The following is a 15,171-nucleotide window of genomic DNA, read 5'->3' on the forward strand; positions in this document are numbered from 1 at the left end:
GCGGGCGGGCTCAAGAAAAGTGCGCGGTTCCCTTCTGATTCCAAGAATTATCCGGGCTTCGCGCAAAACGAAAACGCCCGGCCACGAGGGCCGGGCGTCACGCGCGAGATCGCGTTCGCGAAGCGTGTCAGACGGTCGATTGCGCGACCACGACCTTGCGCCAGGGTTTCAGCACGAGGATCGCGAGCAGCGAGGCCAGGATGTTGGCGCCGGCCGCGAGGATGAACACGTTGTCCCAATGGCCGGAGGTCTGCTGCACATAATTGGCGAGCGGCACCAGAAGCGCGGCCGTGCCCTTGGCGGTGTAGAGCAGGCCGGCATTGGTGGTCGCGAATTTTGCGCCGAACGTATCTGTGCAGGTCGAGGGGAACAGCGAGTAGATCTCGCCCCAGGCAAAGAACACGAAGCCTGACAGGATCACGAACCAGATTGGATCCTGGCCCCAGAGGTAAAGCATCCAGATGCCAAAGCCTTCCATGCCGAAGGCGATGAACATCGTGTTCTCGCGGCCGATCATGTCGGAGATCCAGCCGAAGAACGGACGCGTCAGGCCGTTGAGCACGCGGTCGATGGTCGCTGCGAACGTCACCGCGGTCATGGTCATGCCGATCAGCGTGACCGGAACGCTGTCGACCTTCCAGTCGACCGCGATCGGCTTCAGGTTCGCCGTCACCATCAAGCCGCCAGCACCGACGATCACGAACATGAAGTACATCAGCCAGAAGATCGGCTGACGCAGCACCTCGGTCGGCTGGTAGTTGCGACGCGTCTGCACGAGTGCTGCATTCGCCACCACGTTCGGGACCTGCCCCGGCTTCGGCGCAAGCAGGAAAAACGCGAGGATGCAGATGATGATGCCTTGTCCCAGGCCGAAATAGAGGAAGGTGGTCTGGAAGCCACTGTCCTTGATCATGGCCTGGATCGGCGCGACGGTGAGGGCCGAGCCCGCACCGAAGCCTGCGGCGGTGATGCCCGCGGCAAGGCCGCGCTTGTCGGGAAACCATTTCAGCGCGTTGCCGACGCAGGTGCCATAGACGCCGCCGGCGCCGATGCCGGCGACGATCATGCCGAGATAGAAGCCGTTGAGCGTGGTGGCCTGCGCGTTGATCGCCCAGCCGATCGCGCAGAGCACGCCACCGACGAGCACGACGAGGCGCGGACCGTATTTATCGACAAACCATCCTTCGACCGGCACCAGCCAGGTCTCGAACAAAACAAACAGCGTAAAGGCCCACTGGATCGAGGCGCGATCCCAACCGAAAGTCTTCTGGATGTCCGGGACGAAGAACGTCCAGCCATATTGGTAGTTCGCGATCATCACCATGGCCGCTACGCCGATCGCCAATTGCGCCCAGCGATACGTGTCGCTGACGCGCGCGGCTGTAGGGGCTGTTGTTGCCTGCACCATGTCCGTCATAAATCCTCCAATAAGCGCTTCTGTTTTTTTGAGCGAGCGTTGGCTGCATTGTTGTATTCATTATGCCAAGCTTCAAGCGCACGCCGGCCTATTGTGCGCTTATGACGCAACCTCTTTGCGAGGTGGCGTGAATGAGCCGATTCCCAAATAGAAATGGCCCCGCTGAGCGGGGCCATTCTTCAAAAGTAGGAATTCGCTTGTTTTACAACCGGCGCGACAATTCGACGCGCCGGACTCTGATCTCGCCTTTACAGGCCGAAGCGGGGCAGGTCGCCGTTGTGGCTCGAGATCTCGGCGCTGGCCATCAGCAAGCGATCAAGCGCGGCCATGAAACGGGCGAACAGCGAGGTGGAGGAGGGGGCGAGCGCGACGGAAGCGGTCTTGGACATCGGAATTCCTTTCTCGAGACGGTCAGTATCGCTGTCTCATTTCAAGGGCAACGTATGTATACCAGATGCCAAAGTCCATGCATTCCATTGCATGGCAGCATTTAACCTACCGCATTGCAGCATAATGATGCGTTAAAGCAGCCGTTTTGGGCGTAAACGGGTGCGGAATCCGCCCGGTATGCCACGGGACCGGTCTTGGCACCGCAGTGCAAAACCGCTAGTGGTCTGCCCCCTTTTCCAATCATCTCGCAGAGTGGTTCATGTCGAGCGCCTCGCCCGCCGTCTCGATCGGCATCGATTTTGGGACCAGCAACACGGTCGTCGCGATCGCGGCGGACGACCGCCGGGTCGAGGCCATCCGCTTCGACCATGGCGGGCAACGGCACAGCGTCTTTGTGTCGGCCCTGTGCTTCTGGGAGGACCGGCCGGGAGCCGGAGCCCAGGCCGAAGGCGGCCCGTGGGCGATCGAGCAGTTTCTCGAAGGACGCCACATCTACCGCTTCCTGCAATCGTTCAAGACCTTCGCCGCGAGCAGCAGTTTCAACACCACCCAGGTGTTTCGGCAGCGCTACAAGTTCGAGGATATTTTAGCGGCGTTCCTGCGGACGCTGGCGCGCCATGGCGGTGACAAGTTCGGCTTCGAGGCCGCAAACATCACGGTCGGCCGCCCCGTGCGCTTCGCCGGTGGCAATCCCGACGAGATGCTGGCGATGCAGCGCTACCGGGCCGCGTTCGAACGCCTCGGTGCCGGCCACGCGCGTTACGTTTATGAGCCGGTCGGGGCGGCGTTCTCCTTTGCCCGCCGGCTGGAGCGCGATGCCACCGTACTGGTTGCGGATTTCGGCGGCGGCACCAGCGATTTCTCGGTGATGCGTTTCTCGCGTACAGGCGGTGCTTTGCGCGCCGAGCCGCTTGGACACGCCGGCATCGGGATTGCGGGCGACACGTTCGATTACCGCATCGTCGACCACGTCGTCTCGCCGCGGCTGGGCAAGGGCTCGAGCTTCCGCTCGTTCGACAAGGTGCTGCCGGTCCCGAGCGGCCACTACACCAACCTCGCGCGCTGGCATCAGCTCGCGCTGATGAAGAGCAACGGCGATCTGCGCGAGCTGCGCGAGCTTGCGCGAACCGCGCTGAAGCCGAAGCTTCTTGAAGATTTCATCACCATCGTCGATCTCGACCTCGGCTTTTCGCTGTATCGCGCGGTGTCCGACGCCAAGGTCGCGCTGTCGGGCCACGACGAGGTGGACTTCCGCTTCAAGGGCGGCGGCGTCGACATTGGTGCGACCATCACACGGAAAAACTTCGAAGCCTGGATTGCCGACGATGTGGCCCGGCTCAGTGCCACCGTCGACAAGGTGCTAGGCGAGGCCGGCATCACCGCACGCGAGGTGGAAAAGGTGTTTTTGACCGGCGGCACTTCGTTCGTGCCCGCCGTACGAAAACTGTTCGCCGAGCGGTTTGGCAACGAACGGCTGATGTCGGGGGACCAGTTCGAGTCGATCGCCTATGGCCTCGCCTTGATCGGACACAGTCCCGATCCGGATCGCTGGACCGCGGACGGCGGGCTCAAGTCTAGAGCATGATCCGGAAAAGTGTGCAGCGGTATTCCCTCGCGTCAAACGCGGAACGCGTTTGCGCGGAGATCATGCTCAAACAAAAATCCTGAAGCGCGATGACGCGCTTTAGGCAGGCGCGTAGGCCTATGGCCGCGCGCCCGCCTATCCTCGCGCTATTGGTTGATCTCGGGCTCGACGAGCCTTGCGAGATTCCGCAGCGATTCCTGCCAGCCGAGATAACAGGCTTCCGCCGGAATGACGTCCGGGATACCTGCCTGCGTGATGTCGAGCTCGGTGCCCACCAACACTTTCTTCAGCACCACAGTCACCTGAATCTCGCCAGGCAAATTGGGATCGTCGAATCTGTCCGTGTATCGCAGGCGTTCGCCCGGGACCAGCTCGACATATTCGCCGCCAAACGCGTGGCTGTGGCCCGTCGTAAAATTCCGGAACGACATCTTGAACGTGCCCCCGACCTTAGGCTCCAGATGATGCACGGTGCAGGCAAAGCCATTGGGCGGAAGCCATTTCGCAAGCGCGTCCGCCTCCAGGAAGGCGCGATAGAGTTTCTCCGGGCTGGTCGTCAGAACACGGTGCAGGCGTACGGTGCTGGGCATAATCGTCATCCTCATCAATTGGCGGGCTCGACGTTGACGTCTGCTGCCCATTCATGTCCAGAGGACGAACGTGACGCCGCCGATCCGACACAACATCTCGATTTTCTTGCCGGCTTTTTGTTGGCAATGCCTGCGGCGGATCGTCTGGCCGGAACCGCTAGACCACCGTCGCATCCTGCGGCGTCATCGTGAACGCAAGCCGATAGCGGCCCGGCGTCGGATTGTCGCGCGCACCCGCAGCGCGAAGCCCGGATGGTGAGAGTTGGTCGGCCGTCACGCGCTCGATTGCGTCTGGATCGTAACCGGACAGCAACACGATCCAATCGGCGACGCCGTCGGCCCCCCGGATCTGCTGCTCGGTCGTCGGCGATTTCGTCCTGGGCGTGTCGGTGAGGAGGAGGTGGGCACCCGTCACTCCCGGCCTCTGTGCCAAGGCACCGAGCGTCTCCGAGAGGTGTGCCTGCAACTCCGTCTCCCGTCCGGCATCCGGCGAAAGCCTGATGGTCGCAAGCGACGTCGCAATGCCGCCGCCAAAACTGGCTGCGATCCGGCTCTGGCTGCGGACCATGCCGAGATGATGCGGCATCATCTTGGTCGACAATGATATCGGGGAGTTGAGCCGGTCGAGATATCCCCGCGATGTAAGCACGTCGTATTGCTCCAGCTCGTAGAGCACGAAGAAACCTTCCGCATTCTCGGTGCTGGCCCAGCGCGATCCGCGCCGGAAGCCGGGAATGCTCATCCGCTCCGGAAAATGCTCGTGCGAATGCCAGTCGCCGAACTCTGCACGCTGCTCTGGACGCACGTTCCACCACATTGCGACGGCTGCCTTGCCCAACAGTGACATGCTGACCTCGATCTTTTTCCGTCGTTGGCCGGAAGTCGCGTCGTCGTCCCGCGAAAGACGCCACTTGGTGATGGGGCTCAACCGGCCTGCATGTGGCGTGTGTCGTGATGTGGCGACATGCATACCATACGCAGGCTGCGCCTGCTCACGTGCCACGCGCGCAGCTCTGGATAGATCGAGGCCACAATTCCGCTGTCGTTTACGTCGGCGCCCTCAGGCCCGGTGAGCTGATCCACGCATCGATCTGGATAGCTGTCTCGTCCTGCCGCACCTTTTGCAGCAAGACCTCGCGGCGATGACCTGGAGGAAGCGAGTGCACCTCTTCGCGCAAACGTTCGACCTCTTCGGCGAGCCGTTGCTTGAGAGATTGGGTCTGCTTGAAACGACGCTGTTCCATAGCGCACCTCCCTTGCTGATGAAGCGGGAGCGCAATCGGCGTTCTCGTCACCGACAAAAGCCAGGTGCCCCGCCGGTGATGAGGAACTCTAGCATGAATCCGCGACGTGTATGTCCACAAGGGTACGTTACTGGTCCGGAACTCCTCGAGGAGGCCTCGCCTCGTCGAGGCCGCCTCAAACCCGTAAAACCCTCCGCCGGCGTCCTGGGGCCAATTAACTCCCTGGCAAGCCTTGCGCGGAAACACGATCAGGTATACCCTAAAGTTGTTCGTTCAGCCGCTGTGCCTTGTTGAATGTGCCCGCGGGCTCCTTTTCCATCGACATCGACGAATTGAAACGGTTCTGCGTGAGCGTCACGCGGAATGCACATATGTGCTCTTTGGAGAAGAAAAATGACGACAGGTACTGTGAAGTGGTTCAACGGCCAGAAGGGCTTCGGATTCATTCAGCCCGACGACGGCGGCAACGATGTGTTCGTTCACATCAGCGCGGTTGAGCGGGCTGGTCTTGCGGGTCTCGCCGAGGGCCAAAAGGTCACCTTCGAGGCCAAGACCGACAAGATGCGGGGCAAGGTCAGCGCTGAGAATCTCTCGCTGGCTTGAGCTATCTGCGCCGTTTCACGGATGTACTGAAACGGCAACGTTGCCCGCTCGATCCCTGGATTGAGCGGGTTTTGTCTGTTGAACAGGGTGAAAGATGAGCGCCAAGAGATCGGCAGAACCGTCACCCGAAGGCATCGCGCGTTCCAATCGTCAACGCCTGGCTGCTGAAGAAGGTGCAAAAGCGATGGCGGATGCCGAAAAGCAGGCCGCCGATGTTCGCAAGAACATGGCCCGACTTCGAGAGCTGCGCGTAGCGAAGGAAGTCGCCGACGCGACCCTCCAAGCATCGTTGCCGGCGCCCACCCCGACGAAGCGCAAGAAGAAGCAGGCGCAATAGCCGACTTCGATAGCGCCGACGAAAATCTGGAGAGGGCCGGTCACATGCCAAAGAGTGCGGGTCTTGCCTAGAGTCAAATCGGACGGCGGTGGCACAATCACGTTCTTTCTCGCGCTTGGCGCGGGCCGACAGATGTGCCGACTTGCGACCACGTTTGCGACCCAGAAGCAGGCCTTCAGCTATCTTCAGAAATACCGGACGGAGTTCGAGCGCATCGCGCGGACGCGGCTGGCTTCGGGGGAACTCGAAGACGGGATCGTCGTGCTTTCCATGCTCTAGGTCGAGCGTCGATTCCTATTCCGAGCGGCTTCCCGGCTTGTCCTCGCGGGCCAAGCGCTCCGCTTTCAGGCGCTCGCGGTTCTCGTTGAAGGATTGCTGGTCCTTCGCGTAGTCATTCATCGGCTTCTGCGTTTTGGCAGGTTTGAACGCCTTGTTGGCTTCACGCTTGGTGCGATCAGAGGGTTGATCTTTCAACATGTCGACCTCGATACGAGATGCTTAATGGCTCGCTGCGGAGGCGCTACATTTGCAGAGCTCACCGGTTAAGTAGACAACTGACGTCCATCGCGTCGGTTCCTCGGAATCCTGCCGCCTCTTTTCGAGCAATGGCATAATACCCCTGTTTTGCCCGACGCGTCAAAGTGGATTCGTAAAATACGAAATACTTTTGCGGCCAGTGAGTTAGCTACTGTGCATGGGGTTGTTTTTCAGTTTTAGTTTGGGCCTGCGACCGCACGGCTCTTCTGATGCAAAAAGGGCCGCCTGATCAGGCGGCCCTTTCGTCTTGGCTTAAAACCAGATCCGCTTACTCGGCGGCCTGCTTCTGCGGCGGATCGAGTGCGCCGGACTTGTGGATATCGGCGACCTGGTGATCGCTGAAGCCGAGCACGCTGCGCAAGATTTCGTCGGTGTGCTCGCCGAGCAGGGGGGAGCGCTCCACGTCGCTGGGAGAATCCGACAGCTTGATCGGGTTGCCGACCGAGATGTACTTGCCGCGGGTGGGATGGTCGACCTCGACCACGGTGCCGGTCGCGCGCAGCGACTGGTCCTCGGCGATCTCCTTCATCGACAGGATCGGGCCGCAGGGGATGTCGTCCTTGTTGAGGATCTCCATCGCCTCGAACTTCGTCTTCGTCATCGTCCACTGCTCGATGCGGCCGAAGATCTCGTTCAGGCGCGGCAGGCGAACTGCGGGCTTGGCGTAGTTCGGATCGGTCTTCCAGGTCGGCTCGCCGATCACGTCGCAGATCTTCTCCCAGACCGGGGCCTGGGTGATGAAGTAGATGTAGGCGTTGGGATCGGTCTCCCAGCCCTTGCACTTCAGGATGCGGCCGGGCTGACCGCCGCCGGAATCGTTGCCGGCGCGCGGCACGGCATCGCCGAACGGAATGCCTTCGCCGAACTGGCTGTATTCCTTGAGTGGACCGCGTTCGAGACGCTGCTGGTCGCGCAGCTTGACACGCGCGAGGTTCAACACGCCGTCCTGCATCGCGGCGGTGACCTTCTGGCCCTTGCCCGAATGCGTGCGCTGATAGAGCGCGGTGACGATGCCGAGCGCCAGATGCAGGCCGGTTCCGCTGTCGCCGATCTGCGCGCCGGTGACGAGCGGCAGGCCGTCGCGGAAACCGGTGGTGGAGGCGGCGCCGCCGGTGCACTGCGCGACGTTCTCATAGACCTTGCAGTCTTCGTACGGTCCGGGACCAAAGCCCTTGATCGAAGCGACGATCATCTTCGGGTTGATCGCCTGGATCTTCTCCCAGGGGAAACCCATGCGGTCGAGCACGCCGGGGCCGAAATTCTCGACCAGCACGTCGCACTTCTTGATCAGCTCGGTCAGGACTTCCTTGCCCTTGGGGTTCTTGGTGTCGAGCGTGATCGAGCGCTTGTTGTGGTTGAGCATGGTGAAATACAGGCTGTCCACGTTCGGGATGTCCTGCAACTGGCCGCGGGTGATATCGCCGACACCCGGCCGTTCCACCTTGATCACGTCGGCGCCGAACCAGGCGAGCAGCTGCGTGCAGGTCGGTCCGGACTGGACGTGGGTGAAGTCGAGAATGCGAACGCCCTCGAGCGCTTTGGTCATCGTGTTGCTCCGTATACTCTGTCTGCCCCCGCAAACCGCAGGGAATAAGGGTTGAAGGGGAGGACTTACTTTTTCTTCTGCAGGACGCTCTGCGGATTGAGATTGCCGATGCGGCCGCTTTCAGAGCCCGCGGCCGGATCGATCACCGCGTTGATCAGCGTCGGCTTGCCCGAGGCCATCGCTTCGTTGACGGCACGCTTCAGTTCATCCGGGGAAGTCGCATTCACGCCGACGCCGCCGAAAGCTTCCATCATCTTGTCGTAGCGCGCGCCCTTGACGAACACCGTCGTCGCCGGATCGGCGTTCACGCTGTTGACGTCGGTGCCGCGATAGATGCCGTCATTGTTGAAGATGACGATGCAGATCGGAAGGTTGTAGCGGCAGATGGTCTCGACCTCCATGCCGGAGAAGCCGAACGCCGAGTCACCTTCCACCGCGAGCACGGGATGGCCGGTCTCGAGCGTGGCGGCAATCGCCTGGCCCATGCCAATGCCCATCACGCCCCAGGTGCCGACGTCGAGACGCTTGCGCGGCTTGTACATGTCGATGACGCCGCGGGCGAGGTCGAGCGTGTTGGCGCCTTCGTTGACCAGGATCGCCTCGGGATGCTCCTTGATCACGTTCTTCAGCACGCCGAGCGCGCCGTGATAATCCATCGGCGACTTGTTGTTCATGAGCTTCGGCGCCATCTTGGCGACGTTCTCGTCCCGCTTGGACGCAATGGCCTTGGTCCATTCGGCCGGCGGCGCGGTCCAGCCCGCAGCTATGGCCTGGTTGAAGGCTGCGACGACGGAGCCGATGTCGCCGACGACGGGCGCAACGATCTCGACGTTGGAGTCCATTTCCCTCGGCTCGATGTCGACCTGAATGAATTTCTTGGGCGCTTCGCCCCAGCTCTTGCCCTTGCCGTGCGAGAGCAGCCAGTTCAGCCGCGCGCCGATCAGCAAGACGACGTCGGACTCTTTCAGCACCGTCGAGCGGGCCGCACCGGCGCACTGCGGATGCGTGTCGGCGAGAAGGCCTTTGGCCATGCTCATCGGCAGGAACGGCACGCCGCTCTTCTCGACGAAGGTCTTGATCTCTTCGTCGGCCTGCGCGTAGGCCGCACCCTTGCCGAGGATGATGAGCGGACGCTTAGCGCTTTTCAAAACATCAAGCGCGCGCTTGATCGAAGCGGGCGAGGGGATCTGCGCAGGCGCAGCGTCAATCACCTTGACCAGCGACTTCTGGCCGGCTTCGGCATTCATCACCTGGCCGAACAGCTTTGCCGGCAGGTCGAGATAGACGCCGCCCGGACGGCCCGAAACCGCGGCGCGGATGGCGCGCGCAAAACCGATGCCGATGTCCTGGGCGTGCAGCACGCGATAGGCCGCCTTGCACAGCGGCTTGGCGATCGCGAGCTGGTCCATCTCTTCGTAGTCGCCCTGCTGGAGGTCGACGACCTCCCGCTCGGACGAGCCCGAGATCAGGATCATCGGATAGCAGTTGGTGGTGGCGTGGGCGAGCGCGGTGAGACCGTTGAGGAAGCCGGGCGCGGAGACGGTGAGGCAGACGCCGGGCTTCTTGGTGAGGTAGCCGGCGATGCCCGCGGCGTAACCGGCGTTCTGCTCGTGGCGAAACGAGATCACGCGAATGCCGGCGGCCTGCGCCATGCGGCCCAAATCCGTGATCGGGATGCCCGGCACATTATAGATGGTGTTGATGCCGTTCAGCTTGAGCGCGTCGATGACGAGATGAAAACCATCCGTCAGTTCCTGCTCGGTGCCCGGTGCTTCGGACTTGGTCGCGGTATTCAGCATGGGCCTTGTCTCCCTGGTCTCAAGGTCTTGGAGGCGAATTGCTCGCCCTTCTGGTGAACGTTGCTAGTTAGAACAGTTCCTGGCCGTGCGCTTCGACGTAGGCTGCAAGGCCAAGGGTGTGGTCGCGGGCGCGCTTCTCGGCGAGATCGGTATCGCGCGCTTCGAGCGCTTCGATCATGCCGAGATGCTCGGGCAGCGAGGTCGCGGTGCGGTCCTTGCGTCCGATCGTCAGTTGCCGGTAGCCGCGCACGTGCAGCAGCAGATCGTTGGTGAGATCGACCAGCACAGGAGATTCCGACAGCGAGATCAGCGCCTGGTGGAAAGCGATGTTGGCGCGCGAATATTCCTCGACGTGATCCTGCGGCAGGCGGTCCTTGCTGAAGTCCTTGAAGAAGTCGCGCAGCGCCGTGATGTCCTTTTTGCGCGCGGTGGCGGTGATGAGGCGCGCGGCCATGCTTTCCAGCGCCGCCCAGGCGCGGATCATGTCGACGATCTCGCTCTTGGTCCGGCGCACCACCATGATGCCGCGGCGCGGCACTGTCTTCACGAAACCGTCCTGCTCAAGCATCGCGATCGCTTCGCGGATCGGCGTGCGGCTCACGCCCAGGCGTTCGGACAACGCGCGCTCGTCCAGCATCACCGGCTCGGGCGTCGAGTAGATGTCCATCTTGAGAATGGCTTCCTTCAAGGCGTCATACGCCTTGTTCTTGAAGCTGCTCTCCGGGGCAATACGAACGATTGCGATGTCTGCCTCGGCCATGTTCGGCAACACCTTGGTTGGTTTCCGCAGTGACACGACGATTCTCCTCCAGTGGGAGTCGTCTTTTACAGGAATATTAACCGGAAAGTTTTTGGCATACCAAATACCAGTATGTCAAGCTGCCTATTTTTTGCAGCGTTCTAACCTACGACTTGCCTTGACAAGTTGGCTTCTGGCATACCAAATGCCATCACTGGCCATTTTTGATCCAAGCCGGCGGAGTAGTCTGGGCATTTCTGCCTCTCCGTTCCGCGGTACGGAACAGAGCGCGGCGATGGCAAGTGTCACGGGCAGCCGCAATACACGCGCTTTGCAAAGCAAGAACTGAAGGTCAAGGGAGAAGCCACATGTCCAATTCCAAAGATGCCGTCCGGAAGGTCCTTGACCAGGTCAAGACGGACAACCGCACCAGCCTGACGGCGCCGGAAGGCAAGCTGGTCTGCGACGCCTACGGCATTCCGGTGCCGAAGGAGGGCGTGGTGAAGTCGGCCGGCGAGGCCGGCAAGATCGCCGCTTCCATGGGTTTCCCGGTGGTGATGAAGATCGTCTCGCCGGACATTCTCCACAAGACCGAGGCCGGCGGCGTCATCGTCGGCGTCAAGACGGCCCAGGATGCCGAGAAGGCCTACGAGACCATTCTCGGTAACGCCAGGAAGTACAAGGCCGATGCCAAGATCGAGGGTATCCAGGTGCAGCAGATGCTGACCGGCGGTACCGAGGTGATCGTCGGTTCGATCACGGACGGCTCGTTCGGCAAGCTGGTCGCCTTCGGCCTCGGCGGCGTGCTGGTCGAAGTGTTGAAGGACATCACCTTCCGCCTCGCGCCCGCGACCAAGGAAGAAGCGCTGTCGATGCTCGACGGCATCCAGGCGCATGAGATCCTCAAGGGCGTGCGCGGCGGTGAGCCGGTCAACCGCACGGCGCTTGCCGAAATCATCGTCAAGGTCTCGCAGCTCGTCACGGATTTCCCGGAAATCATCGAGCTCGATCTCAACCCGGTATTCGCGACGGCGAAGGATGCGATCGCCGCCGACGTGCGCATCGTTGTTGATTTCGCCTACAAGCCCAAGCCGAAGCCGCGCCCGACCGAAGAAATCGTCGCTGCGATGAGCCGCATCATGCAGCCGAAGGCGGTTGCGGTGGTTGGCGCCTCTGCCGAAGACGGCAAGATCGGCAACTCCGTGATGAAGAACCTCATCAATGGCGGCTACAAGGGCGACATCTATCCGATCCATCCCAAGGCCGCCGAGATCCTCGGCTACAAGGCCTATAAGAGCGTCAAGGACGTGCCGGGCGTGATCGACACCGCGGTGTTCGCGATCCCCGCGAAGTTCGTCGCCGCGGCGCTCGTCGAATGCGGCGAGAAGAAAATCCCCGGCGCGGTGCTGATCCCATCGGGCTTTGCCGAGGCCGGCGCGCCGGAATTGCAGGCCGAGATCGTCGAGATCGGCCAGAAGTACAATGTCCGCCTGATGGGGCCGAACATCTATGGCTTCTATTATACGCCCGCCAATCTTTGCGCGACCTTCTGCACCGCCTATGACGTCAAGGGCCACGCGGCGCTGTCATCGCAGTCGGGCGGCATCGGCATGGCCATCATCGGTTTCTCGCGCTCGGCGAAGATGGGCGTCTCCGCCATCGTCGGTCTCGGCAACAAGTCTGATATCGATGAGGACGATCTGCTCGCCTTCTTCGAGCAGGACCCGAACACCAATTTGATCGCGCAGCACTGCGAAGACCTCAAGGACGGCCGCGCCTTTGCGGAAGCCGCCAAGCGCGTCTCCAAGAAGAAGCCGGTGATCGTGCTCAAGGCCGGCCGCACCTCGGCTGGCGCCAAGGCGGCCTCGTCGCACACCGGCGCGCTTGCCGGCAACGACAAGATCTATGAGGATGTCCTGGCGCAGTCCGGCGTGATCCGGGCGCGCAGCTTGCGGCAATTGCTCGAATTCGCCCGTGGCGTGCCGGTGCTGCCGACGCCGAAGGGCGAGAACGTGCTGATCATCACCGGTGCCGGTGGCTCGGGCGTGCTGCTGTCGGACTCGTGCGTCGACAACGGCCTGTCGCTGATGTCGATGCCGCCGGATCTCGATGCGGCCTTCCGCAAGTTCATCCCGCCATTTGGAGCTGCCGGAAATCCCGTGGATATCACCGGTGGCGAGCCGCCGATCACCTACGTCAACACGGTGAAGCTCGGCCTGTCGGACGAGCGCATCCATTCGCTGATCCTCGGCTACTGGCACACCATCGTCACGCCGCCGATGGTGTTCGCCCGCAACATGGTTGAGGTGAAGAAGGAGATGGAAGCCAAGGGCTTCGTCAAGCCGATCGTCGCCTCGCTCGCCGGCGACGTCGAGGTCGAGGAAGCCGCCGAATATCTCTACCAGAACGGCATCCCGGCCTATGCCTACTCGACCGAGCTTCCGGTCGAGGTGCTCGGCGCCAAGTACAAGTGGGCGCGCGGGGCAGGGCTGCTCTGAGACGAGACATTCATCTCTCCCCGCGCTTGTCCGCCGAAGCCTTGGCGAAGGCGGCGGATGCGGGGAGAGGTGAGAACAGTCAGGTCGCGATGAGCAAGAACGTGATCCGGCGCAAAGCACTCGAGCCTCGATCGCCATCGGAGGCCGACCGTGACGGCGGCGTGCAGTCCGTCGACCGCGCGCTGTCGATCCTCGAGACGCTGGCCGAGGATGACGAGGGCTATCGCCTCAGCGATCTCGCGGTCCGCACCGGCCTGTCGGCCTCGACCGTGCATCGCCTGCTGGCGACGCTGGAAAGTCGCCGCTTCGTGCAGTTCGACCGCGCCGAATCCAAATGGCATGTCGGCGTCCGCAGCTTCACCGTGGGGGCGAGCTTCGCGCGGCGGCGCAATTTCACCGCGCAGGCGATTCCTTACCTTCGCAAGCTGCGCGATCTCACCCGTGAAACCGCCAACCTCGCCGTGGTCGACGACGAATTCATCATCGTGCTGACCCGCATGGAAAGCCGCGAGATCATGCGCTCGCTGACCAAGGTCGGCGGCCGCGTTCCCATGGTGACCTCGGGCGTCGGCAAAGCGGTGCTCGCGACCTATTCGGACGAGGACGTCGGCGCAATCATCCGCCATCACGGCATGCCGCGCTTGACCGAGAGATCGATCGTGCGGCCAAGCGACCTGTTCAAGGAGCTCGCGGCGATCCGCAAGCAGGGCTTTGCGGTGGATGACGAGGAAGCCGAGATGGGCCTGCGCTGCGTCGCCGCTGTGGTCTACAACGCGCTCGCCGAGCCGCTCGCCGCGATCTCCGTGTCCGGCTTGACGAGCCGCGTCACCGACGCTCGGTTGCCGGAGATCGGCCGGGTGGTGCGCGAGGTGGCCGCGGAACTGACGGCTGCGCTCGGCGGCGTGACGCCGGTGGCGAAACCAGCCTGAGCCGGGTCTGCGGTCCGTCGTGACCATTGAAAGAAATCAGGTCTGGCGGCAAGAGCCCCGACATCGGTATATCCTTCCACCGTTGTCGCGTCCTTTTTGGGGAATGTCATGCCTTCTGAGCTTCGTTCGCCCCGTCTCGCCGTCCTGATTGACGCCGACAACGCATCCGCAAAAATCGCCGATGGGCTGTTCGAGGAGATTGCCAAGATAGGCGAGGCCAGCGTCCGCCGCATCTATGGCGACTTCTCCAATGCGCGATCGAGGGGCTGGGCCGACATCCTGTCGAAGCACGCCATCATCCCGCAGCAGCAATTCGCCTATACGACGGGAAAGAATGCCTCCGACATAACTCTGGTCATCGACGCAATGGATCTGCTTCACAGCGGCCGGTTCGATGGCTTTTGCCTGGTATCTTCCGACAGCGACTTCACCCGGCTTGCCGCCCGTATCCGGGAGCAGGGCGTCGATGTCTTTGGGTTCGGCGAGCACAAGACACCGGAGAGTTTCAGGCAGGCCTGCCGAAGATTCGTCTATACGGAGAACCTGCTTGCCGCCCCGGCGAACACCCAGGACGCCGCCTTAAGATCGGCATCGCTCCAACCACCTGATGCCGCCACGCCCATCATCAAGAAGGTCATTACCCAGATGGAGAGCGAAGATGGCTGGGTCACGCTTGGAGATGTCGGGCGCCAGCTGGCCAATTTGGCTTCCGATTTCGACCCGAGGACCTTTGGCTTCCGCAAGCTGAGCGACCTCGTGCGCAAGACAAATTCGTTCGAGATTGATGAGTCAAAGGGTCGGTCTATGCGGATTCGGGTCAAACCCGCTGCCGCACCAGCGCCGAGAACGCGGAACTCGCGCAGGCCTGCAAGGGCGGCGGGCGGTTCGCCGCCTAAGGCGTAAGCAGGGCGTGCCGTTATATTTGAGCTTGCCCCGGTTGGCGCAGGGCGTAACCAT

16 protein-coding genes are annotated in these 15,171 nt (G+C 62.0%); 7 read left to right on the top strand and 9 right to left on the bottom strand.

The window, feature by feature from the left end; all coding sequences use genetic code 11:
- Positions 1-127: 127 nt before the first annotated feature.
- Together oxlT and UB31_RS42190 are read right to left on the bottom strand one after the other, a co-directional pair.
- Complete coding sequence (gene oxlT / locus UB31_RS16255; RefSeq protein WP_045006408.1) at positions 128-1,417, bottom strand: oxalate/formate MFS antiporter; 1,290 nt, start codon at positions 1,415-1,417, stop codon at positions 128-130.
- 248 nt (positions 1,418-1,665) lie between these two features.
- A complete protein-coding gene (locus tag UB31_RS42190; protein WP_197087376.1) occupies positions 1,666-1,806 on the bottom strand; it encodes a hypothetical protein in 141 nt (46 codons plus the stop codon).
- Between the two features lie 260 nt (positions 1,807-2,066).
- On the opposite strand from UB31_RS42190, the gene UB31_RS16260 reads away from it, so the two are divergent.
- On the top strand, positions 2,067-3,392 hold the full coding sequence (locus UB31_RS16260) for an Hsp70 family protein (protein ID WP_045011574.1): 1,326 nt from the start codon (positions 2,067-2,069) through the stop codon (positions 3,390-3,392).
- A gap of 146 nt (positions 3,393-3,538) precedes the next feature.
- On the opposite strand, the gene UB31_RS16265 is transcribed toward UB31_RS16260, so the two are convergent.
- From UB31_RS16265 to UB31_RS16275, 3 genes are all read right to left on the bottom strand, one after another.
- Positions 3,539-3,982: an SRPBCC family protein gene (locus tag UB31_RS16265; RefSeq protein ID WP_045011840.1), complete on the bottom strand. Its 444-nt coding sequence runs from the start codon at positions 3,980-3,982 to the stop codon at positions 3,539-3,541.
- Between the two features lie 157 nt (positions 3,983-4,139).
- Positions 4,140-4,829 (bottom strand): hypothetical protein, encoded by a 690-nt coding sequence (locus UB31_RS16270; RefSeq protein WP_045011841.1) that lies wholly within the window; start codon positions 4,827-4,829, stop codon positions 4,140-4,142.
- 199 nt (positions 4,830-5,028) lie between these two features.
- Positions 5,029-5,226: a hypothetical protein gene (locus tag UB31_RS16275; RefSeq protein ID WP_045006405.1), complete on the bottom strand. Its 198-nt coding sequence runs from the start codon at positions 5,224-5,226 to the stop codon at positions 5,029-5,031.
- 393 nt (positions 5,227-5,619) lie between these two features.
- Here UB31_RS16275 and UB31_RS16280 point away from each other — a divergent pair, with 393 nt between their 5' ends.
- The 3 genes from UB31_RS16280 to UB31_RS16285 all read left to right on the top strand — a co-directional run bounded on the left by UB31_RS16280 (position 5,620) and on the right by UB31_RS16285 (position 6,445).
- Positions 5,620-5,829: a cold-shock protein gene (locus tag UB31_RS16280; protein WP_045006404.1), complete on the top strand. Its 210-nt coding sequence runs from the start codon at positions 5,620-5,622 to the stop codon at positions 5,827-5,829.
- Positions 5,830-5,923: 94 nt separating this feature from the next.
- On the top strand, positions 5,924-6,166 hold the full coding sequence (locus UB31_RS40455; RefSeq protein ID WP_082078533.1) for a transcriptional regulator: 243 nt from the start codon (positions 5,924-5,926) through the stop codon (positions 6,164-6,166).
- Positions 6,167-6,220: 54 nt separating this feature from the next.
- The gene (locus tag UB31_RS16285; RefSeq protein ID WP_045011575.1) at positions 6,221-6,445 is read left to right on the top strand and encodes a hypothetical protein; all 225 of its coding nucleotides are present in this window, start codon (positions 6,221-6,223) and stop codon (positions 6,443-6,445) included.
- 15 nt (positions 6,446-6,460) lie between these two features.
- Here UB31_RS16285 and UB31_RS16290 read toward each other — a convergent pair whose 3' ends face one another.
- From UB31_RS16290 to UB31_RS16305, 4 genes are all read right to left on the bottom strand, one after another.
- Complete coding sequence (locus tag UB31_RS16290) at positions 6,461-6,643, bottom strand: hypothetical protein (RefSeq protein WP_045011576.1); 183 nt, start codon at positions 6,641-6,643, stop codon at positions 6,461-6,463.
- 328 nt (positions 6,644-6,971) lie between these two features.
- Positions 6,972-8,249, bottom strand: a complete 1,278-nt coding sequence (gene frc / locus UB31_RS16295) for a formyl-CoA transferase (protein WP_045006401.1) — start codon at positions 8,247-8,249, stop codon at positions 6,972-6,974.
- 65 nt (positions 8,250-8,314) lie between these two features.
- A complete protein-coding gene (gene oxc, locus UB31_RS16300) occupies positions 8,315-10,048 on the bottom strand; it encodes an oxalyl-CoA decarboxylase (protein WP_045011577.1) in 1,734 nt (577 codons plus the stop codon).
- A gap of 67 nt (positions 10,049-10,115) precedes the next feature.
- Positions 10,116-10,808, bottom strand: coding sequence for a GntR family transcriptional regulator (locus UB31_RS16305; protein ID WP_502691261.1), 693 nt, complete (start codon positions 10,806-10,808; stop codon positions 10,116-10,118).
- A gap of 347 nt (positions 10,809-11,155) precedes the next feature.
- On the opposite strand from UB31_RS16305, the gene UB31_RS16310 reads away from it, so the two are divergent.
- The 3 genes from UB31_RS16310 to UB31_RS16320 all read left to right on the top strand — a co-directional run bounded on the left by UB31_RS16310 (position 11,156) and on the right by UB31_RS16320 (position 15,117).
- Entirely contained in the window at positions 11,156-13,285 is a 2,130-nt protein-coding gene (locus UB31_RS16310) for an acetate--CoA ligase family protein (RefSeq protein ID WP_045011578.1), read from the top strand.
- A gap of 89 nt (positions 13,286-13,374) precedes the next feature.
- Positions 13,375-14,214: an IclR family transcriptional regulator gene (locus UB31_RS16315; protein WP_045011579.1), complete on the top strand. Its 840-nt coding sequence runs from the start codon at positions 13,375-13,377 to the stop codon at positions 14,212-14,214.
- 108 nt (positions 14,215-14,322) lie between these two features.
- Complete coding sequence (locus UB31_RS16320) at positions 14,323-15,117, top strand: NYN domain-containing protein (RefSeq protein WP_045011580.1); 795 nt, start codon at positions 14,323-14,325, stop codon at positions 15,115-15,117.
- Positions 15,118-15,171: the final 54 nt, after the last annotated feature.

Source organism: Bradyrhizobium sp. LTSP849 (assembly GCF_000938255.1).
GTDB lineage: Bacteria > Pseudomonadota > Alphaproteobacteria > Rhizobiales > Xanthobacteraceae > Bradyrhizobium.

Coding starts and splice junctions, on each gene's coding strand:
- oxlT (WP_045006408.1), bottom strand. CDS start 1,417: ATGACGGACATGGTGCAGGCAACAACAGCCCCTACAGCCGCGCGCGTC.
- UB31_RS42190 (WP_197087376.1), bottom strand. CDS start 1,806: ATGTCCAAGACCGCTTCCGTCGCGCTCGCCCCCTCCTCCACCTCGCTG.
- UB31_RS16260 (WP_045011574.1), top strand. CDS start 2,067: ATGTCGAGCGCCTCGCCCGCCGTCTCGATCGGCATCGATTTTGGGACC.
- UB31_RS16265 (WP_045011840.1), bottom strand. CDS start 3,982: ATGCCCAGCACCGTACGCCTGCACCGTGTTCTGACGACCAGCCCGGAG.
- UB31_RS16270 (WP_045011841.1), bottom strand. CDS start 4,829: ATGTCACTGTTGGGCAAGGCAGCCGTCGCAATGTGGTGGAACGTGCGT.
- UB31_RS16275 (WP_045006405.1), bottom strand. CDS start 5,226: ATGGAACAGCGTCGTTTCAAGCAGACCCAATCTCTCAAGCAACGGCTC.
- UB31_RS16280 (WP_045006404.1), top strand. CDS start 5,620: ATGACGACAGGTACTGTGAAGTGGTTCAACGGCCAGAAGGGCTTCGGA.
- UB31_RS40455 (WP_082078533.1), top strand. CDS start 5,924: ATGAGCGCCAAGAGATCGGCAGAACCGTCACCCGAAGGCATCGCGCGT.
- UB31_RS16290 (WP_045011576.1), bottom strand. CDS start 6,643: ATGTTGAAAGATCAACCCTCTGATCGCACCAAGCGTGAAGCCAACAAG.
- frc (WP_045006401.1), bottom strand. CDS start 8,249: ATGACCAAAGCGCTCGAGGGCGTTCGCATTCTCGACTTCACCCACGTC.
- oxc (WP_045011577.1), bottom strand. CDS start 10,048: ATGCTGAATACCGCGACCAAGTCCGAAGCACCGGGCACCGAGCAGGAA.
- UB31_RS16305 (WP_502691261.1), bottom strand. CDS start 10,808: ATGGCCGAGGCAGACATCGCAATCGTTCGTATTGCCCCGGAGAGCAGC.
- UB31_RS16310 (WP_045011578.1), top strand. CDS start 11,156: ATGTCCAATTCCAAAGATGCCGTCCGGAAGGTCCTTGACCAGGTCAAG.
- UB31_RS16315 (WP_045011579.1), top strand. CDS start 13,375: ATGAGCAAGAACGTGATCCGGCGCAAAGCACTCGAGCCTCGATCGCCA.
- UB31_RS16320 (WP_045011580.1), top strand. CDS start 14,323: ATGCCTTCTGAGCTTCGTTCGCCCCGTCTCGCCGTCCTGATTGACGCC.